Source organism: Peribacillus sp. NPDC096448, assembly GCF_044762675.1.
GTDB lineage: Bacteria > Bacillota > Bacilli > Bacillales > DSM-1321 > Peribacillus > Peribacillus frigoritolerans_B.
Map to the genome: position 1 here is coordinate 452,670 of NZ_JBIWEU010000003.1, position 19,756 is coordinate 472,425.

At 43.1% G+C, this 19,756-nt stretch carries 20 protein-coding genes and 2 pseudogenes; 13 read left to right on the forward strand and 9 right to left on the reverse strand.

Annotated features, from left to right (window positions below; genetic code table 11):
• The first annotated feature begins 11 nt into the window (after positions 1-11).
• The 6 genes from nikB to ACIQ0C_RS08450 all read left to right on the forward strand — a co-directional run bounded on the left by nikB (position 12) and on the right by ACIQ0C_RS08450 (position 5,827).
• Positions 12-932 carry a nickel ABC transporter permease gene (gene nikB, locus ACIQ0C_RS08425; protein WP_402838434.1) on the forward strand — a complete coding sequence of 307 codons (921 nt, stop codon included), beginning with the start codon at positions 12-14 and terminating at the stop codon, positions 930-932.
• Between the two features lie 12 nt (positions 933-944).
• Complete coding sequence (locus ACIQ0C_RS08430; protein ID WP_403058963.1) at positions 945-1,967, forward strand: ABC transporter ATP-binding protein; 1,023 nt, start codon at positions 945-947, stop codon at positions 1,965-1,967.
• The gene (locus ACIQ0C_RS08435) at positions 1,967-2,956 is read left to right on the forward strand and encodes an ABC transporter ATP-binding protein (RefSeq protein WP_403058965.1); all 990 of its coding nucleotides are present in this window, start codon (positions 1,967-1,969) and stop codon (positions 2,954-2,956) included. The genes ACIQ0C_RS08430 and ACIQ0C_RS08435 overlap by 1 nt, the downstream gene beginning before the upstream one ends.
• Before the next feature lie 88 nt (positions 2,957-3,044).
• A complete protein-coding gene (locus ACIQ0C_RS08440) occupies positions 3,045-3,812 on the forward strand; it encodes a sensor histidine kinase (RefSeq protein WP_403058967.1) in 768 nt (255 codons plus the stop codon).
• Positions 3,809-4,507 carry a response regulator transcription factor gene (locus ACIQ0C_RS08445; RefSeq protein WP_403058969.1) on the forward strand — a complete coding sequence of 233 codons (699 nt, stop codon included), beginning with the start codon at positions 3,809-3,811 and terminating at the stop codon, positions 4,505-4,507. The genes ACIQ0C_RS08440 and ACIQ0C_RS08445 overlap by 4 nt, the downstream gene beginning before the upstream one ends.
• Before the next feature lie 3 nt (positions 4,508-4,510).
• The gene (locus tag ACIQ0C_RS08450) at positions 4,511-5,827 is read left to right on the forward strand and encodes a transporter (protein ID WP_403058971.1); all 1,317 of its coding nucleotides are present in this window, start codon (positions 4,511-4,513) and stop codon (positions 5,825-5,827) included.
• Between the two features lie 111 nt (positions 5,828-5,938).
• Here ACIQ0C_RS08450 and ACIQ0C_RS08455 read toward each other — a convergent pair whose 3' ends face one another.
• Positions 5,939-7,396 (reverse strand): protein adenylyltransferase SelO, encoded by a 1,458-nt coding sequence (locus ACIQ0C_RS08455; RefSeq protein ID WP_403058973.1) that lies wholly within the window; start codon positions 7,394-7,396, stop codon positions 5,939-5,941.
• Between the two features lie 449 nt (positions 7,397-7,845).
• On the opposite strand from ACIQ0C_RS08455, the gene ACIQ0C_RS08460 reads away from it, so the two are divergent.
• Both ACIQ0C_RS08460 and ACIQ0C_RS08465 read left to right on the forward strand, forming a co-directional pair.
• Positions 7,846-8,400 carry an SRPBCC family protein gene (locus tag ACIQ0C_RS08460; protein ID WP_403058975.1) on the forward strand — a complete coding sequence of 185 codons (555 nt, stop codon included), beginning with the start codon at positions 7,846-7,848 and terminating at the stop codon, positions 8,398-8,400.
• 1,159 nt (positions 8,401-9,559) lie between these two features.
• Entirely contained in the window at positions 9,560-10,252 is a 693-nt protein-coding gene (locus tag ACIQ0C_RS08465) for an FHA domain-containing protein (RefSeq protein WP_403058977.1), read from the forward strand.
• Between the two features lie 108 nt (positions 10,253-10,360).
• Here ACIQ0C_RS08465 and ACIQ0C_RS08470 read toward each other — a convergent pair whose 3' ends face one another.
• A complete protein-coding gene (locus ACIQ0C_RS08470; RefSeq protein WP_403058979.1) occupies positions 10,361-12,163 on the reverse strand; it encodes a hypothetical protein in 1,803 nt (600 codons plus the stop codon).
• Positions 12,164-12,363: 200 nt separating this feature from the next.
• Here ACIQ0C_RS08470 and ACIQ0C_RS08475 point away from each other — a divergent pair, with 200 nt between their 5' ends.
• Entirely contained in the window at positions 12,364-13,752 is a 1,389-nt protein-coding gene (locus ACIQ0C_RS08475; RefSeq protein WP_403058981.1) for a hypothetical protein, read from the forward strand.
• A gap of 385 nt (positions 13,753-14,137) precedes the next feature.
• Here the strand turns inward: ACIQ0C_RS08475 and ACIQ0C_RS08480 are convergent, their stop codons facing one another.
• A complete protein-coding gene (locus ACIQ0C_RS08480; protein WP_403059029.1) occupies positions 14,138-15,103 on the reverse strand; it encodes a quinone oxidoreductase family protein in 966 nt (321 codons plus the stop codon).
• Between the two features lie 117 nt (positions 15,104-15,220).
• Positions 15,221-15,367, reverse strand: coding sequence for a hypothetical protein (locus tag ACIQ0C_RS08485; protein ID WP_100298038.1), 147 nt, complete (start codon positions 15,365-15,367; stop codon positions 15,221-15,223).
• 216 nt (positions 15,368-15,583) lie between these two features.
• Between ACIQ0C_RS08485 and ACIQ0C_RS08490 the strand changes: the two are divergent.
• A pseudogene (locus ACIQ0C_RS08490) lies at positions 15,584-15,741 on the forward strand (GNAT family N-acetyltransferase); the annotation flags it as partial.
• Between the two features lie 51 nt (positions 15,742-15,792).
• Here the strand turns inward: ACIQ0C_RS08490 and ACIQ0C_RS08495 are convergent.
• From ACIQ0C_RS08495 to ACIQ0C_RS08505, 3 genes are all read right to left on the reverse strand, one after another.
• The gene (locus tag ACIQ0C_RS08495) at positions 15,793-15,939 is read right to left on the reverse strand and encodes a hypothetical protein (RefSeq protein WP_403058983.1); all 147 of its coding nucleotides are present in this window, start codon (positions 15,937-15,939) and stop codon (positions 15,793-15,795) included.
• A 71-nt stretch (positions 15,940-16,010) separates the two neighbouring features.
• Positions 16,011-16,841, reverse strand: coding sequence for an STAS domain-containing protein (locus tag ACIQ0C_RS08500; RefSeq protein WP_403058985.1), 831 nt, complete (start codon positions 16,839-16,841; stop codon positions 16,011-16,013).
• A 128-nt stretch (positions 16,842-16,969) separates the two neighbouring features.
• Positions 16,970-17,401 carry an Lrp/AsnC family transcriptional regulator gene (locus ACIQ0C_RS08505; protein ID WP_403058987.1) on the reverse strand — a complete coding sequence of 144 codons (432 nt, stop codon included), beginning with the start codon at positions 17,399-17,401 and terminating at the stop codon, positions 16,970-16,972.
• 150 nt (positions 17,402-17,551) lie between these two features.
• Here ACIQ0C_RS08505 and ACIQ0C_RS08510 point away from each other — a divergent pair, with 150 nt between their 5' ends.
• Positions 17,552-18,136, forward strand: coding sequence for a DJ-1/PfpI family protein (locus tag ACIQ0C_RS08510; protein WP_402838458.1), 585 nt, complete (start codon positions 17,552-17,554; stop codon positions 18,134-18,136).
• A gap of 237 nt (positions 18,137-18,373) precedes the next feature.
• Here ACIQ0C_RS08510 and ACIQ0C_RS08515 read toward each other — a convergent pair whose 3' ends face one another.
• Both ACIQ0C_RS08515 and ACIQ0C_RS08520 read right to left on the reverse strand, forming a co-directional pair.
• Positions 18,374-18,529, reverse strand: coding sequence for a hypothetical protein (locus ACIQ0C_RS08515; protein WP_403058989.1), 156 nt, complete (start codon positions 18,527-18,529; stop codon positions 18,374-18,376).
• A gap of 65 nt (positions 18,530-18,594) precedes the next feature.
• Positions 18,595-18,765 (reverse strand): hypothetical protein, encoded by a 171-nt coding sequence (locus ACIQ0C_RS08520; RefSeq protein WP_153246157.1) that lies wholly within the window; start codon positions 18,763-18,765, stop codon positions 18,595-18,597.
• A 321-nt stretch (positions 18,766-19,086) separates the two neighbouring features.
• Between ACIQ0C_RS08520 and ACIQ0C_RS08525 the strand changes: the two genes are divergently transcribed.
• Together ACIQ0C_RS08525 and ACIQ0C_RS08530 are read left to right on the forward strand one after the other, a co-directional pair.
• Positions 19,087-19,518: a helical membrane plugin domain-containing protein gene (locus ACIQ0C_RS08525; RefSeq protein ID WP_403058991.1), complete on the forward strand. Its 432-nt coding sequence runs from the start codon at positions 19,087-19,089 to the stop codon at positions 19,516-19,518.
• A gap of 38 nt (positions 19,519-19,556) precedes the next feature.
• Positions 19,557-19,756 (forward strand): annotated as a pseudogene (locus ACIQ0C_RS08530) (NAD(P)/FAD-dependent oxidoreductase); the annotation flags it as partial.

The following is a 19,756-nucleotide window of genomic DNA, read 5'->3' on the forward strand; positions in this document are numbered from 1 at the left end:
GAGGAGAGAAAATGTTCGTATTCATTATCCGACGGGTGCTTCAAACGATACCGGTTTTACTGGGAGTAAGTCTTGTTGTTTTCCTCATCATGCAAATGGTCCCGGGAGATCCGGCAACACTGCTTGCAGGTGAAGGAGCAACTAAAGAAACGATTGAATCGCTGCGGCATGAGCTTGGCTTGGATCGTCCAATCCTCTATCAGTACGTTGACTATGTCCTTCATGCCGTTCAAGGTGACTTTGGGGAATCACTCCGCAGCAGCCGCCCGGTTTTGGACGAGATCATGGTCCGCTTGCCCATCACCCTTGAACTGGCACTTGCCAGCATATTCATAACCGTAGTACTTGGAATGATCGCAGGAATCATCTCGGCTACCAAGCAATACTCGGCAGCTGACATTTCCATCATGATCGTTGCTTTATTGGGAATCTCGTTACCTAGTTTTTGGCTGGGCCTCATGCTTATCTACTTCTTTTCCGTGAACCTTCAATTGTTTCCGGTTTCAGGTTGGGGAACTTTCAGCCACATGATTCTCCCAGCCATAACCCTTGGGGCCGGCGGAGCGGCCATCGTTGCCAGGATGACCAGGTCGAGCATGCTTGAAGTCGTTCGCCAGGACTACATCCGGACCGCAAGAGCCAAGGGATTGAAAGAACATATCATCATTTATAAACACGGCCTGAAAAATGCGCTTATCCCCGTCATTACAGTCGTTGGCCTCCAGTTCGGTGCACTCCTTGGCGGTACGGTATTGACAGAGTCCGTTTTTGCCATCAATGGACTTGGGAGATTGATAGTCGATGCAATCAGAACGAGGGATTTGCCGATGGTCCAAGGCGGGGTCCTCATCGCTTCCGTCATCTTCGTATTCATGAATTTGGCAGTGGATGTCCTCTATCGATACTTTAACAAAAGAATAGACTTGAACTAAGGAGGTATGATGATGAAGAAGGTTGATGAAAAAATACTGGAGGTAAAAAACCTGCAGACCCACTTTTTCACTGATGAAGGAACGAGTAAAGCAGTCAATGGAATCAGTTTCTCCCTCAATAAAGGGGAAACGCTTGGAATCGTCGGGGAGTCGGGAAGCGGGAAAAGTATAACATCGCTATCATTGTTAAGGCTCATTCCATCGCCGCCCGGCAAGATTGCCGGTGGCAGCATCCTTTTTAAAGGGGAGGACCTGCTTACGAAGACTGAAAAACAGATGCGGTCCATACGCGGTAATGAAATTTCGATGATATTCCAGGAGCCGATGACATCATTGAATCCTGTCTATCCAGCTGGCGAGCAAATTGCGGAAGCGATCCGGCTCCATCAAAAGCTGGGAAAAAAGGAAGCATGGAATAAAGCGGTCGACATGCTTCGGCTCGTCGGCATCCCTTCACCAGAAAAGAGGGCAAAACAGGAGCCGCATGAGCTAAGCGGCGGAATGAGGCAAAGGGTCATGATTGCCATGGCACTTGCCTGCCACCCTGAGGTTTTAATAGCGGATGAACCTACAACAGCACTGGATGTGACGATCCAAGCCCAAATCCTTGAACTGATCAAGACGCTGCAAAAGGATTTCGGGACGGCTGTCATTTTGATTACACATGATTTGGGTGTCGTATACGAAACCTGTGATCGGGTCGCTGTCATGTACGCAGGGAAAATCGTTGAATACACCTTGGCCAAGGAAATATTCACAAACCCAAAACATCCTTACACCATTGGTTTATTGAACTCCCTTCCGCGTCTGGACATGGACCAGGAAGAACTGACTACAATTCCCGGGACCGTTCCAAGTCCTTACAACATGCCCAAGGGATGCAGCTTCGCTCCCCGCTGTGCACATGCGAAGAGCATTTGTGAACAAGCCGTACCGGATCTCCAGGCTATCGGCCCAAGCACCGAGGTCAGCTGCTGGATGTTCACCCCCCAATGGGAGAAGGAATATGACGCTCAAGAGAAGGTGGGGGTTTAATGATGGGTGTACCATCTGCAGAGAAAACGGTTCTGCTTAAAGTGGATCAATTGAAACAATATTTTCCGATCAAGGGCGGATTTTTCGGAAGGACCATAAATCATGTAAAAGCCGTTGATGACATTACCTTCGATATCAAACAGGGTGAAACCTTAAGCATAGTCGGCGAATCCGGCTGCGGAAAATCGACTACCGGAAGGGCAATCCTTAGATTGGATGAACCGACAAGCGGGAGCATTCACTTTCAGGATAAAGATTTACTGAGTTTAGGAAAAAAAGAAATGAGGCGTACCAGGAAGGACCTGCAAGTAATTTTTCAAGATCCTTTTGCCTCCCTTAACCCGAGACAGACCATCGGACAAATTCTCAGGGAAGCTTTAGCGATACAAAATGTAGTTCCTAAAGAAAAACGAAAGAGCAGGATCGAAGAATTATTGGGACATGTTGGACTGAGACCAGAATCCATGGAAAGATACCCGCATGAATTCAGCGGCGGCCAGAGACAGCGGATCGGCATTGCGCGGGCTCTTGCAGTGGACCCAAAATTGATCATATGTGACGAAGCTGTTTCTGCACTGGATGTCTCCATTCAAGCGCAAGTGCTGAATTTATTAAAATCCTTACAGCGCCAGTTCGACCTTACCTTTCTTTTCATATCACATGATTTAGGTGTGGTCAGACATATCTCGGATAGGGTGATGGTCATGTATCTCGGAAAGATAGTCGAGATAGCCGATAAAAAGTCCATTTTCGAACAGCCCCAGCATCCATATACAAGGGCATTGCTATCGGCCATCCCAGTACCGAATCCTGTGCATGAAAGAGAACGGATCCTATTGACGGGTGATGTACCCTCACCCATCGACCCTCCAAACGGCTGCCGCTTCCATACACGGTGCCCTTTTGTACAGGATATCTGCAAAACACAGCTACCCGAACTGAAACGATCCGCACAAAACCATCAAGTGGCTTGTCACATTGTGTCATAAGCTGTAGATTTCCGGAGGGGTCTTTAGTATGATACTAATAAACAGAATAATTCAAGTTATTTAAAAATATAACCAGCAGAGGTTCTCCATGCTAAGTTACGAGGGATTCACATTAATTATCATGCTCTTCATTTTAGCTCCCATCATGGGAGCTATCGCTCTTTTATTTCTATTCATATTCGAGAAAAGGATCGATCTTCTTGAAAATAAAAACAAAGAGATCCGCCTGGAGCAAGCACTGCAAGAAGCACAATATAATAAATTGAACCAGCAAATCCAGCCACACTTTTTGTTTAATACACTAAATGTCATACTGGGCTTGGCCCGCCTGAACAGGACGGCTGAATTGATACGGGCTTTAGAGGCATTTTCGCAATTCCTGAAATTCAAATATAAAGCATCAGAACCATTGATCCCCCTTTCCCAGGAAATCCAGTATACCCAGCATTATCTCGACATCCAGACCCTTCGCTTCGGTGATCGGCTCAAGATTGATATGGAGTGCCCGGAACCATTAGCAATCGCACTGGTCCCCCCCTTCATTCTCCAGACATTGGTGGAGAATTCGTTTAAACACGGTTTGGAAAAAAAAGTGGGTGAAGCCCTGCTGCATATCCGGTTCTACTTGGAATCGCAGATGGTATATCTGGAAGTGGCGGATAATGGATTGATGGGAAATGAATCTTCCGTTACGGACGAAGGCGGCCATGGCCTTGATAATATCCAAAAACGATTATATTTGTATTTCAATGACCGTGCACAATTGAATATAGCTTCTAATGAATCGGGAACAAAGGTAGAGGTATCATGGCCACTGGTTTTTGATAAGAAAATGGAGGAGGCGGAGCCGGAATGAATGTATTATTAGTTGATGACGAACCATTGGTCCTTGAACAAATGGAATATATGATTCAGTCCATCTACCCTTTTTGGAAGTTTCACAAAGCTGCTGATGCCTGTCAGGCACTGACCCTCAACCAAAATCATAAAATCAACCTCGCTTTCCTGGATATTAATCTGCCCGGGCGATCGGGGCTTGAATTTGGCGAAGACTTAAAGGCGCTGAACAAAGAAGTCGAAATCATCATGGTGACCGCGCATCAAAGTTTCGATTATGCACAGCAATCCATCAGGATAGGCGTGGTTGATTATTTAACGAAACCTGTAATAGAAAGTGATTTGCATAAAGTCCTGGCCAAGTATGACAAAAGGGAATCTTCTCATAATTACTCAACCCTTATTCACCATTCGCTTTCATTCATTCATGAAAATTATGCTGAAAAGCTCTCCCTTTCGGACATCGCCCGTGAAGTGCATACCAACCCGACTTATTTAAGCAGGAAATTCCATGAAGAAGTCGGCACTTCCTTTTCGGAATATTTAATGCTTTATAGAATAAAGGCCGCAAAAAGGGCCTTAACCAATAACACCAGCTGGAGCATATCAGACGTCGCCGAAAAATCGGGTTTCAATAGCCAGCATTATTTCAGCACTTTATTCCGGAAAATAGAGGGAATCACGCCCAAGGAGTTCCGCGAGAAAGGAAAATGAACATTGCGATCACGTACATTTCAAGAATACGTACAAGGCCCCATTCAAATCGGGATGGGTTTAGGGATCATCTCCCTCCTGGCACGCTGGGTGACAGGCACCACAATATTATCCTCCCCCGAATCGATGGTGAAGTATGGAGTTTTCGGAGGGATCGGATACGCCCTGATGGGAGCGATTGCCCTGTTCATGTTCAGCTTCATCGGGACGAGGGTCCGTCAGGATTTCCCTGTGGGCATGACCATCGGGGACTATTTAAAAGCCCGGCTCCATCCCCTCGGATATTGGATATTGATCGTGATACTGGTCATAACCAATCTACACATTTTATTCATTCAGGGAATGGCCGCGTCCACCCTATGTCAGTTTCTTTTCGATACCCCGCTCTATGTCGGGTTGTTCTTTTTTTTCGGTTTTTGTGTCCTTTATGCTGGATTCGGCGGGTTAAAGCTCATTCACGGATTCGCAGCTTTTCAAGTCGTCTTCATGTTTGCCGCAGTCATCTTGATTCCTTTATACTTTTTCGTCAAGGAAGGGATCCAGCCTGTTTATGATGGGATTCGTTTATACCATCCATACATGCTCGTAATCAATAAATATGATCTATGGAGTTTTCTTTTTGCAGGACTTCTTGTCGGGTTCGGCCAGTTTTTCTTTGACCTGACATCATGGCACAGATTATTCATGATCGAAATGAAAAAGGTTCGATTGACATTCTCTTTATCCGGCCTTATATGGATCATCTTCCCGCTCTCCTTTTCATCCCTGTTCATCATGGTTATCTTTACGGGCGGCTTCACTGATATACACTCGATTCTGGCTGGATTGGCAAACAAAATAACCACGCCATTCTTTTTCATCCTTTTTGTGCTCTGCGCTTTCAGTGCAATCACCTCAACATTCGGTGCCTGCCTGCATTCATTGGTAAGCCTGATCGTAGCCAATATTCTTGAACCATTACAAACAAAAAAAAGCGACCAGCAAAAAATAAGGATGGCCTGCCTGCTTTCGATCTGTATTGGAGGATTGGTTTTCGTTGCTACACTCTTCTATTCCCCAAACCTATTAGAGCTCTTATTTTATTCAGGCAATATATACTCGGCACTGCTGGCTCCAATCCTGGTTATCGTATTCAGCAAAGGAAAAGTCGCCGATTACATACCGATAAGCGCGGTCCTGGCCATTGTGGCTTCATACATCATCCAGCCTCATGTAAGTGAATTCCAAAGCATATGGTTCAGTGGATTAGCTTCATTGACCATCCTAGTGATTTGTACGATCCTTACGCTTATTAAGAACAAATTGAAAACAAAGCTATGAAAAGCTTAAGCCATGGCATGAATACATAAAAATGGCTCCCGCAATTGAAGTTGAAAAGAATCGACTTCAAACGCGGGAGCTGCTTCATAATCTCATGCATGTTTTATAATTTCAGGTACCGCAAAAGGTCCGGTAAGGTTTTGTTGACACAGGCAGTGCGGCGTATTCAGCTTGTTCCTCGCAGTGTGCATAAGGACTTGCAAGAACATCCAGCAGCCGTTCCATCACGCTGTAGTCCCCTTGCTCCACTGCCGCTTCCAATGCCTCTTCCACCCGGTGGTTCCGTGGGATCACCGCAGGATTGCTGTTCAGCATCAACTGATTCGAAGATTCTTTCGACTCCTTCTGCCTGCCCAGTCTCGCCTGCCAGAGCTCTTGCCACTGAGCGAATTCCGGTGTCCCGGAAAGGACCGTATCCTCCACTTTACCAAAGGTCAAAGCACGGAAGGTATTGGTATAGTCGGCACCATGCTTCTTCATCATACCGAGGATGCCGTTAATAAGGGCTTCATCCTGATTCTCTTCGTTGAATATCCCCAACTTCGCCCTCATTCCCGCTAACCAATTAGAATGATACAGATCGTTAAAAACGGAAATCTTATCTTGGGCCAGTGTAACGGCCTGATCCTGGTCATCATGCAAAAGCGGCAATAGGGATTCAGCGAATCGCGCAAGATTCCATCCTCCAATAACCGGCTGGTTACCATAGGCATAGCGGCCTTGTCTATCAATTGAACTGAATACCGTTGCAGGGTCATAGGCATCCATGAAGGCGCAAGGGCCATAATCGATGGTTTCCCCGCTAATCGTCATGTTGTCGGTGTTCATCACCCCATGAATGAAGCCAACCAGCTGCCATTGGGCAATAAGCTCAGCCTGACGCTTGACCACTTCCTGCAGCAGCGAGAGATAACGGCCTTCATCGGCTTCAATGTCTGGAAAATGACGCTTAATTGCATAATCGGCAAGTGTCCGGAGTTCCTCGATCGTGCCCCATTTTGCAGCGAATTGAAAGGTTCCGACACGAAGATGACTCGAAGCCACACGGGTCATGATGGCACCAGGCAGCCCGGTTTCACGGATTACCGTTTCTCCGGTCGTCACCACTGCCAGACTGCGGGTGGTAGGAATGCCGAGCCCGTGCATCGCCTCGCTGATGATGTATTCGCGCAGCATCGGTCCAAGTGCAGCCCGGCCATCGCCCCCGCGGGAGTATGGCGTTCTTCCTGGACCCTTCAGCTGGATATCGACCCTCCCGCCTTCTGGCAACACCTGCTCGCCAAGCAATATCGCCCGGCCGTCACCTAACATGTTAAAATGACCGAATTGATGCCCCGCGTAAGCTTGGGCAAGAGGTGAAGCACCTTCGGGGATTTCGTTTCCGGCAAACACCGCCACGCCATCTTCGCTTTGCAGCGACTTAACGTCCAAACCAAGAGATCCAGCCAAACGTTCATTGAGAATGATCAACCCCGGTGAACGTACAGGAGTCGGATCCGTGCTCGTGAAAAACTTTTCCGGAAGACGTGCATAGCTATTGTCTAAATTCCATCCAGTTTCATTAGTCATGGTTTCTCCTTTTCTAATTGTGACTTTTGTATAAAAGGTTCTTTCTCTCATGATTCAGTTAATACACGCGATAAAACTTAGTTGCGGTCCATATTAATGTCTACTTCTGCCAATTAATTATACCGTTTCTGCATTAAAATGGCTCTTTTAAAGTAGCGTTTAATCCATGATAACTCCCAGGTTTTAAAATAAAACGATTGTCTAAAGCGCCAATACCCTCATCGGTCCCTTAGAATGAAAAGAGCAGGCACCCTTAATGTTTTATTATAGGTCAACGAAAATGAAAAAAACTTTTGTTTCATAATTGGCAACTAAGCTATTAAGTGTAAATCTGAAATAAAGTCACGATGTTTTCATTTCAAAAAAGTTGCGACGTTTCACCCCTTTGGATGTTTATTTAGGTTGATTGAAAATAGAGTTGTTCCGTTAAAGGGCCGGATTGTGGAGGATTGGAAGAAGGAAAGCTATGTATAATTAGAGATGTAAGTTTATGCTTTTTATGTAATAATTTTTTTGTAGAAATGAAAAGTTACAATTCATACATAGTGAGGGTGGGAATCATAATAGCAACGGGAACGCATACTGTAGTAGTTCCAGTAGATGTACAAGCAGTTTGGGATTATGTCAGTGATCTCGAAAAATGGGCAACGACAGTACCAGCCTATAAAGAACATGAAATCATAAATGACAAGCAATCTATTTGGACATTTGAAGGTAGTGTAAAAGGTATTAAAAAAACAATACAAGCGCAGGTAGATATTACCGAATGGAATGAACCTTCAAATATTAAGTTTGAACTAAAAGGTTTATCAGATAATTTTACAGGAAGCGGTCACTTTACTGCAGAAGATGTTAATGGTAAAACAATAATGACTTGTACGGTGGAAATCCATGCAGGCGGATTATCTGGTGCGGTGTTAACACCAATTATTAAATGGGCTGTTCCAAAAGTAGCATCTCGTTTAACCGAATCTATCGCACGTAAAATTGCAGTATTCTCATAGTTTTCAAAGATTGAAAACCAAATCATTTTGGAGATACCTTCTCTGAAGTATAGATGGTAACATTCTGAAGTGATGACCAATGTAATGATATAGAGTTCTGCTAGAAATTTTATAATTAGCGGAAAGGGGGCTGTCCAAAAAAGGATGGCCTCTTTTTTTCAATATTCCAGATCGGGCGCTTTAATGGCATAAGGATCACAAAATTATCGAACTTGTTTAAAAATCTCATACTTATCTAAAAAGAGTAACTCCCATCCCGAACCATGATTTTAAAGAAGACTTGGTTATTCTTCATGTTTTTTTACTTTTTTATATAAATAAAACCCTCATTGGATTGAAGAAATTAACACTCCTGCCGAATAACTGCCTAAACGAGACCCCACAGACGCTTGCTTTGATGCGGCTTGGCAGACAGTCGGCGGAAAGGGAGCGGATTTCTGAAATCAACTGGAACGTTTTTCAAAGAAAAAAACTGTAGGCAAACTCGCTTTCTTCGAATTTGTCTACAGTCTGAAGCCTGCCGTTGATTCGGCAGGCTTTTTTTATATCATCTATGATTTTCCCAAACAGGTGAACAGAAACTTGCTAATCGTGTGGAGGATTCATGTTTTCAGCATGCCTCCCCCACCTTTTTCTGTCTTTTCCTTCCCTTTTCGTCTCCCACATCCCACTTCCAATACAGGATATGCTTAATTCAGTAAAGTCAGGCTGATAAAGGCAATGCCAAATATACAGTACAGAATGAGGGTAAAGGGCTGGGGAAAAATAATATATACGATCATACTAATGATCATCAGCAGGATGCTGAAGGCATTTATCCTATCTCTCCACATACTCACCTTTGGTCAACTCCTTTTCCACAAGCGTAAGGTACATTTTCATCGCAAACTTCTTCCGGTGCTGCCTGGTCGGCCTTTGAGGAAGCATTCCTCCCACAGTCAAAGCGAACATCAGCAAAAATAGTGTTTCTTATTCATCCTTCATCCCACTTTGTTATAATGGCTATGTGCCTAATTTGTATTTTTTCATTTTTCGTTAGTAAGTAAGCGACTGATAATTTATAATTATAAAATTGAACCCGCTAAACAGCCATGTAGCCAAAATGATAAATCCATAAAAAAAATTTAAATATTCAGACTTTTTAAGGGGTATGAAGTGAATGATCTATAAAACTTTCAAGGTTGTATTAAGGGCCTTGCACAAAGGCCAAACCGAGGAATTCGCTTATGTTTTTGAAGGGAAAAGCTTGCTGATCGGCCGTGCAAGCCAGCACTCCAAAGCTGATTTTGCGCTTTATAATGACTTCGTTTCCAGGGAACATTGCCGGATTTATATGGAGGAAGGGCAGCTCCTCATTGAGGATTTGGCAAGCAAACACGGTACCTCCGTGAACCAGATGCCGCTCGTACCGGGCCATCCCTGTCACATTGAACCGGGGGATTCGATCACTTTGGTTAATGGATTGATTGAATTCATGATCTCCATCGACAACGATCTAACAAGGGATTTCACGCCGGTGAACCCCGAGTTCCTGCAAACCGTCGCTATCAATGAGCACCTTCAGACCGTGATCATCAATGAAGAAGCACCCATTAAAATGCCGACAAAGGAATTCAATTGCTTTAAACTGCTTTATGAAAATTTGGACAACCTTATTTCAAAGGAAGAAATAGTCCAGCAAGTATGGCCAGAGAGAGTCGGAGATCCCGAGCAAATTGTGACGGCAGAGGAAATTGCTTCACTTCTATACCGGGTACGGAAACGGATAAATCGGCACTTTGCAATAAAAGCCGTCATTCAAAAAGGATATTATATGGAATCCATCCATTCATTCAATCTATCGGACTTATAATGACAATCATTCGAAGATATGAAAAAAAGCATTGCTGATAACAATGCTTTTTTTCATGCTTATAACGGAGCTGGCAATCAGGTATCCACCCAGCCCGTCTTAATGCCTTTATTTCCTTGGTAAGTCGAGATTGGTGAATTCATCTACTGGAACGATGTCTTCTTCCATATCCATCACCTTCAGCACAACCCGGTCTCCTACATTCGTTAATACAATATCAGATAACGCATTGACACCAGGGTCCACCGAGAACCTCTTGGCATTGCCTTCGACGATTAAATGGAATACGTATCCATTTGGGAGATTGGCATCATTGATCCTCATTACCTTCCCCTTTATTTCTTTCATTTCAAATCCTTTTTGAGGCGTCACACCGCTTACTTTCCCTAAAGAGGCAATCAGTTTTTTATAATTGCGGAAAGCTTCGTCTTTGGTTTTCCCAAAGACCACTTGGGGATTATCACTATTGGCGTAAACGATCGCCACACCTTGAAGCTTGCTGCCCTTTGTAACCGGAATCACATATGTGGGAGCACCGTATATCGTGTAGAAAATTCCATTAGTGGCTTTCCAGCCTGGATATTTGGACAAAAACTCACTCGCATTGGCGTTGGATTTTGCTTCCTTTCCAGTCAGAACGGACGTGACGCCTTTATAGTACGTCATTTCACCGGTTTTGGCATTGAAAACACCATAACCTACAAGTGTTTTGGAGTTGCCTTTTGATTTAGCCCGGGTAAAGTCCACTACATAAATCAATTCGCCTTTTTCGTTAAACGTTACTTGCATATTATCCTCATTAGGAATCAGCACATCTTTCTTCGGCCCAATCAGGGACTGGTTTTTCCACCCGTGAACATATTTTCCCCAGTAAGTCCAATATTCCAGGGCTGTATCCAATGTGAATGTCCGATCTACCCATTTAGGTTCTTTTCCTTTTGAATAGTATTTCGTGTCTCCCGTTTCCGGATTCACCAATACTACCCCGTCCACTACGGGACCGCTGCGGTATTTCAAATAATGTCCGACTGAAGCTACGAAGAAGGGCTCTCCATCTTCATTCGGTTCCAAATATGAATCATGGATGATTTTATTCGGATATGCCTTGCGGATGGTCCTTTCCAAATCATGATCAAGGTACTGTGATGGTGCATACAGCATCTTCCCTTTGACAGTACTTGCCCCTTTATCCGTCGATACGGCGGAAATCAAATTATAACCTGGCGTGTATTCCGCTTTCCCGGCTTTTAAAAACCCGTCCATTTCAATGGGGGACGTATAAGCCAATTCATCATTGATATTGGTCAGCCGGTATTCGCCTTCAGTGAAATATGATGCATTTTCTATTTTATTAATCGCTGCATCGCCTTTTGCGTCAGCCATTTTCACTGTAACGAGCGGCATGGTCTTTATATCTTGAACTTCTTCCAGCTCTTTTTTCTTATCGACCTTCGCCAATCCATGCAGATCTGCAGCAAAAGTGAGCGGGTAAAACAGCATGATGACCCCTGCGGCAATCAACAAGACACCCATCAAACTGTTGAAATGTACGTTCCAAGGTGTTTTTGGCTGCTTTGCCGCTTCATTTCCCCTCCGATTCCGTCGGGTTCTTGAAGATTCACTGGCACTATACATATACATTCTTGAATCGATGATGAGAATGAGCCCTAGAATAATGGCAAAACTCGAAAAGAATGCAGCGGCAGTAAGATCCAGCAGCATGATATCGATGGCGAAAAACAATACGGCAGCAGAAACTAAAAGTCGCAGCACTTGTTCAATGAAAAAAGGTATATCTTTTTTGGTGATTGCGTTTGTCCATCTCTGTGGAATCAAGGAAAGTCCCAATATGGCAAATGGTATTTTCATTAAAATTCCTTTCAAGATGAAAACGATCAGTGAAATTATCATGGTTTGAAATATCTCTCCTTGTCATGTATGTTCCCATTTACCCATTTTATCACTTTCGTGCAACTAATTTACTATTTTTTAAATATATCGAAATAACGTCAAAAGCCTTCCAATCCTACTTACTCCAATGATGCTACTTTTATCGATTTAATGTTTATATAGACTCTAGAAAAGGATGGATGACAAAGGGGACGAAGCCTATGATTTATGAAGAAACTTACCAATACCTATTAAGGAATGTATCTTCCACTGAATTCGATACGTGTTTGTACGCCTTGCTCCACAGTGATTGGGACGGGGTCATTCAGAGCCCGCTTCATATGATGGCCCGGGGAGTCGGAACGACAGAAAAGTACTTAAGGCAGATCATCAATAAATTCACCGCACCACAAGGCTCACTAAAAAAAGTGTTTGTGCCTGTTCATCAAGGAGAAGATGTTTTATACAAATTTAACCTTGGTCCTGCAAGTAATCTTGGCTATAACAGGAAGACGGACCGTTATTGCAAGAAATACCGTTTCTTTTATAGCGATGCTTTCAAAACCTTGACGATTCATGGAAAACGGCTGCTGCTTATGGGTGCCTTCCGAATGTCTGTTTTGAAGTCTGAAGAAGTACTATTCGAATATCATGAAATCGTTCCTGATTCCAGCTCGCTATTCACAAGGCAGCGCTTATTGGATGCAGTCGATGCAATCCATGACGCTTTGAGCCATATCGTGACGATTTCTTTTGCGAGCAGGGCTTTTTCAAAGAAAGAAGTTCTGGTATTCACCTTTTCCGAAGGCATCTTGGAGCAGTATAAGGAAAATAGGGCGGAACGGACTTTGTTGCGGAGAACGATTTTTAACTCTGGCTACCTTGGGCATATCAATGATTCTGTATGCAGGGAATTGGAACGGGTCGGCAAATATATTTTCCGTTCATTTCTGCAAGAAGCGACAAACATCTCCAATGATATCCAAAAAGAACTGCAGAAGTTAGCACGTTTCGTCTATTCCCATTCTCTTAAGAAATTTGGCCAGGCGCTTCCTGCCAATAAGCAGTTGCTTCTTGCCCCAAAACAAGCCTCTGCTTATTTAAGCAAGATCATGTACAATGAAGCATTGGAACAGATGGTCAAGTATGCCCACCAGGCAGAATCCATCAAAAGCCTGCTTGAACGCGACCATTTTCATAGAAACATCTCCGAGAAAGCTTTCCGCCGGGAAGTGAATGAATTGGAAATGGCAAAACATATCGAGCCCATTCTCCATAAGTACCATCAAGCGGACTACATCCGCCATGTGCTGAACGACTGGTGCGAAAAATGGCTCATTTCCCGTGTAAAGACAGTGACCGAAGAATTCCGGGCAGAAGGAAAAAGGAAAAGTACCGATGATAAACAGATCGCGGCCGAATATATGGAGCGCATTAGAAACGATACATATGGCCAGTTGGACAGGCTGTTGACCTTGCTTCTTAAATACGGCAATCATGCAGTGGCCCCGGCTGTCCGGAACTTCCCTCTCACAAAGAAAAAGGAAACCCTCCAATCCTATTTCGCTATCCAAAAGGAACGTCTCGATGTTCTCTCCATTTCCTCTTAAAATCACACGGTTTAAGCCTTTTAATATGTTTTCCAAGAGAGCGGATCCGTTCTCTTTTTTTTGCTTGTAACAAATGCCGACTGTGAATTGCAGAATGACGATTGTGGTTAGGTGATTGGTGCACTGTGGATTTCTCCTCTGAATTCGTGTGTTGCATATGGATCTTGTGGATAAGGGAACTTGGGCAGTAAGTTGTTTGAAAGGCAGGCCATAACACCTGAAAGGGCAAGGGCATTTATTATGGGGTTATTCCAAGGGTCTAAGAATGGGTTTATATAAAGGAACTGAAAAAGGTTTTGACCATCAGTATGAATAAGGTGTTGAATCTCGGCAGACCACAAAAGAAAACGGGCCCCATTTAGAATGGAAAGCCCTCAATGAATTGTTATGGTATTAATAGTATTTTCCCCGAACTTTTCCGGCTTTCAAGGAGTCTATGTGCATCGGCCCCATTTTCCAACGAAAAAAGAGTCGGTTCTTTGATGAGGATTTCCCCTGACAGAATCCATTGGAACAGCTCTGCTGTTCTTCTTGTCCGTTCTTCATGGGTAGTCAGGACGTTCCAAAGGTCACCACCTATTAATGCCTTGGATGTATCCATTAACATCCTTGGATCGATTTTCTCCGGATCACCGCCTGCCATCCCAAAAAATACGACAGTTCCTCCAGTCTTGGTCGCACTGAAACTATCCATCAAGGTTTGGCCCACTGATTCATAAACGATATCAACGCCTTTACCGCCGGTTACATCCTTAATGGAAGCCACCCAGTCTGATCCGTAAAGGAAAACATGATCCGCACCCATTTGTTTGGCAACAGCCGCTTTATCATTGGATGAGGTCAAGCCAATGACCTGACCGCCCTTCATCCTGATCATCTGTATCAGTAATTGACCGACTCCACCTGCAGCCGCATGGACCAGAGTGGTTTCCCCTTCTTTAACTGGATGGCTGTCATGCGTTAAATATTGGGCAGTCAATCCTTGAAGTAAAACGGAAGCGGCCGTTTCAAAGGAAATCCCATCAGGCAGCGGTAACAGTTTATCAGCAGGAACTGAAACCAGCTCCGCATTGGCATGGGGAACATCAGCGAACCCGACACGATCCCCTGCTTTCACATGATGGACATCTTCCCCGACATATTCGATGACCCCTGCCCCTTCATACCCTAGAATGAATGGGGGATCACCCACCAAATGATAATTCCCTTTCCTTCTATATACATCAGCAAAATTCAATCCGATTGCTTTCATTCGGACGATCACGGCTGATTTTGAATGTTCAGGTTCTGCAATTTCCCTTACAGAAAGAACTTCCGGACCGCCGAATTCATCAAAGACAAGTGCTTTCATCATCCTAACTCCCTTCAATGCTTCTTCATTCTTTAAGATATAGGATGGACCCTTTGATGGCAACAAACACAAATAACCGCCCTGCCCATTAAAGGCAGGAGCGGTCACTAAGTTTATTCAATCAGTATTGGAACCAGGACCGTTCTTTCGTTTATTCGCAGAATATTCCTTACCGTGTGCTTCATGTTCTGCAATGATATCCGCTTTCGGTATATGGTTATTCTTTTTTGGTGAAGCGATGCGGTTGCGATGTTTTTTTCCCATGATCTATCTCCCCTTCATCCAATGTTTTATGTTGAACTAATGTTAGCTTGTCCGATTACCACCGAAAATACCGGCAAAATAAGCACTTCATAATAAAGGAAAAACCTTTGTGGAGACCGAATAGATAGAAAAACTGATTTATGGGGAGGGAAAAAAATGTTTCCTGTATTGAACACGGAAAGGTTACGCTTACGGGAAATTCGTGAAAGTGATGCCGCCTACGGTTTCAACGACCTTGATTTAACTCGCATCGGCCGGTGTCATCAAGTGAGCTCTTACTTAAGCTGGGCTTCATCCAGGAAGGAATATTAAGGAGTTATATTTACCAAAACGGTAACCCTCATGATACATATGTCTATTCCTTGCTGAAATGAAACCCACCTTTGGAAGGTTGCACTGATTCGGACACTCCTTCCTATAATTGGCTAGATGAGACCCGCTAGATGCTTTATTTGCTGAGGCTTGGCATTCAGTCGGCGGAAAGGGAGCGGATTTCCGGAACCAAGAATCGGGTCTGCCCGGAGCACCCGTTCCTCATTCCATTTACTTATTTGAACAAGATAAAACGGCAAATAAACCTCCTTTATATTCCAAATTACCCACAAAAAAAAGTCACCAAAATTGGCGACTCCAACTTCAAGATTTAGGTGGCTACAAGATAGTCCTTCAAGGCCTGCTGCAGCGTACCCTTTGTTTCTGCCTTATTATCAAGCTGAATCCCTGATCGGATCATTTTCGTAACAACCTCAGGGCGTAATCCAGTCACCACAGCTTTACAACCCATCATTGCCGTTCCATCGAGGATTTTCATCAAGTCATTGATCATTTCAACTTCCATTTCGATGATACCGGACAAATCCAAGATCAAGGTCTGTATCCGCAGTTTACCTATCTCCATCAATACTTTTTCTTCGATTATCTGTATTCGTGAATAATCGATTGTCCCAATTAACGGAAGGACACAGGTGGTGGAAGTGACGGGAATGATCGGGACTGATAGATTTTCCACCAAGTTTTGCTGAGCGAGAATCAATTTGTCTTTATAATCAGAGTAACTGACGAAAAAAGATTTAAGAAATACATCAACCTTTTCATTCACTATTTTCTCTAAATCAAAAAAGACCTTGGAATCCTCAATAAACGCTTTCTTTTCTTGTTCGAACTTATAAAGAAAGGTCCAAAGCGTTCTGCGGAGCGCCTGAATCCATTCCAGCTTGAATGAAAGCGTCAAGGAGTGGGTTGCCCACGTAACCCCCTCTTGTTCGGCAAAGGCAACCAAATCCGTTTCATTCTGTTCCACTATATAACGGACGAGCTTATGCGCATTATTTAAAAGGTCGACATTTCCAATCAGAAGGATTTCTTCGATTTTATCCCTGACATTGACCGCTGCTGATAAAAGATATTCTTCAAACTCACTTTTATTCTGCAAAAGGAATTCCATTATTTTATCTTCATCGTAAACAAAACTCACTCTTCTCCACTCCCTTTTTGAACATCCAACTGTGATTTTTGTTACTAATTACTTTCTATATTGATGGAGTTTTTTCCTGCTATTTGCTCATATATTAAAGAGCTGGAAAGTAAATAGGTTGAAGCCGGTTAGATCTCCTCTCCTGGAAAAACATTTTTCGATGCGGAAGAAAAGATCAGATGGGTGGACGATTTCCCATATTTAATGGCTTCATCGACGAAGTCTTCCAGCGTATCCATGGAGTATGTACTAATTTTAATAAGATAACTGTATTGACCGGCTAACCGATGGCATTCCAGAACTTCCGGATGGCTCAAGCTAAATTGATAAAAGTCCTTGCATCTATCCGTTTCGAATAATATGAATGCCGTAATGCTCCTATCAAGTTTTTCAAGTGATATTTCCGTTTTATATCCCTTTATCACTCCGCTTTCCTCTAATTTATTGACACGTTCTTTCGTTGCTGGAGCCGTTAAGGAAACTTCATGTGCCAGTTCTTTCATGGACATGCGCCCATTATTCTCTAGCAAGGAAAGTATTTTTTTATCCGTTCGATCCAATTCGATCGCCCCCCACTTTTTATTATTAATAGAATCCTTTCAAATACATTATAAAATAAAAAGAAATGAGATGAATACGTAATTAATTGCATGTATTAAGGGATTTGCTTTTTATATAATTAATTCAAATATAAATAAGGGGATGCTTTCATGAAAAAAGTATTGATGCTGCTATCCAATGGATTCGAAGCGGTTGAAGCAAGTGTGTTTACAGATGTATTGGGTTGGAATAAATTAGAGGGTGATGGCACCACTGACTTGGTTACGGTGGGACTTCACGAACAATTGAAATGCACATGGAATTTCATCGTGCAGCCCGAACTGACCCTCGATAAAGTGAACATTGATGACTTCGATGCTTTGGCCATTCCAGGAGGTTTTGAAGAAGCCGGTTTCTATGAGGATGCCTATGATCAGAGGTTTCTTGATGTGATCAAGCATTTTCATAATAGGAACAAAATCATAGCAACCATTTGTGTAGGTTCTCTTCCACTAGGAAAAAGCGGGATCTTGAATGGAAGAAAGGCCACAACATACAACCATCCAACCAGTAAGAGACAAGGGCAGCTAAAAGAGTTTGGTGCGGTTGTCGTGAACGAACCGATTGTCGTCACGGACAATATCATTACATCCTACAATCCATCCACAGCTTTCGATGTTGCCTTTACGCTCTTGGAAATGCTCACTTCAAAAGATAATTGTGAACATGTGAAGGAATTGATGGGTTTCCATTAAGAATGTCTTCGAAACCTACACGATCTGATGTTATTTGGATGTTAAATTCCACTCCAGGCATTCGCTTATCCAGAGGCGGTCTTGCTTGCGCCTCCCGGGGTCTCCCTAGACGAGCTTTTCTAAGCAGGAGTCTCGTACCTTCCGTGTTTTCAACTAAAAAAACTGTAGACAAAACTCACTTTTCTTCGAGTTTGTCTACAGTCTGGGGTTCCGAGTGAATTCGGAACCTGTTTTACGTTATTTCCAATAAGCCAATGAACGGGTTTTCATGGATTCACGGAACTGTTTTGTTGATTCTGGCAGGGCTTTATTCTTTGCATAATCGATGATGACACCATACTGGCGAATGACATCGAGACTATCCAGCTCGCCATTGACGAATTTAGCTTCCACGCTTTGTATGTTTTGCCATTGTTTGCGGTTGTTCCTGATATTTTAAGTATGCTTACACAACAATATTATTTATCAGGTGTTTCCGATGTGCCTTCCTCGCTGTTTTTGAGGTAAACTTCAGAAATTCCATTCATACCTTCCATTAGCTGCGCTTTAGTATATTCCATACTGCCAACCAGTTTATGAAGCTTCTTATCATTGTTCTCTTCTGTAAGTTTAGATTCTGAATCAGTCACATTTTTTCACCTCCATCATTTAGGGTGGCAAATCAAGATGGAAATATGTATGACAGGCGTCGATGGTAGACACCCTCTTAAAGTCCACTTTAGGTAAAAACAGGTAACTTTCATTAAAATCCGTATTTCTAATAAGCAGGAAAAGATTATTTTATGAATCTTTTTTAAAAAATCAGCTGTTTTCAAGCCACTAAAGGGATATACTATAGTTTAGCTTTTATTACATTTTTGTTAGTATTTTTTCTTGTCACACATTGTGTAATATTTTACAAGTTTTTCTAATTACATCAACAAAATGCTTATTGCAAAGGAGAATTGGATATGTCAGAAACGATTACCCAATCACAAACTGAACAACTTAATGCCCGCCAAAAACAATTAGATGTACTGGACCAGTTATTAAAGCCTGAGGTTCAGGAATCATTGAACACTTTAGTCGAGCAGTTACCAAAACTAACTGAGTTAGTGAATATTTTAACAAAGTCTTATGATTTCGCTCAATCGGTTGCGACTGATGATGTGTTGAAAAATGATACGGTCAGCGCCATTTCGGAGATCGCGACACCTGTAGTCCATTCAGTGAAAGGGCTTGCCGCTAATGCCATCGAAGCTAAGGATCGTGCTGAAGCAAATAATGATGTGATCGGTCTTTTTGGTCTGTTAAGGATGATGAAAGATCCGCAAGCACAAAAGCTTTTCCGTTTCGCCCAGGCTTTTCTTGAAGTCTCTGCAGAACGTAAAAACCAAAAATAATTTGATAACTTTCAATCAGTAAGGACGGGGGATTAACTATGTCAAAACAAATCGTCATCTTAGGTGCAGGTTACGCAGGATTGCTATCTGCCTTATCCGTACGTGAATATTATAATAAAGATGAAGTGCAGGTTACAGTGGTGAACCAATTTCCAACGCACCAAATCATCACCGAATTGCACCGTCTTGCAGGCGGTTCCATTTCTGAACAAGCCGTTTCCATTCCGTTGGAAAAGCT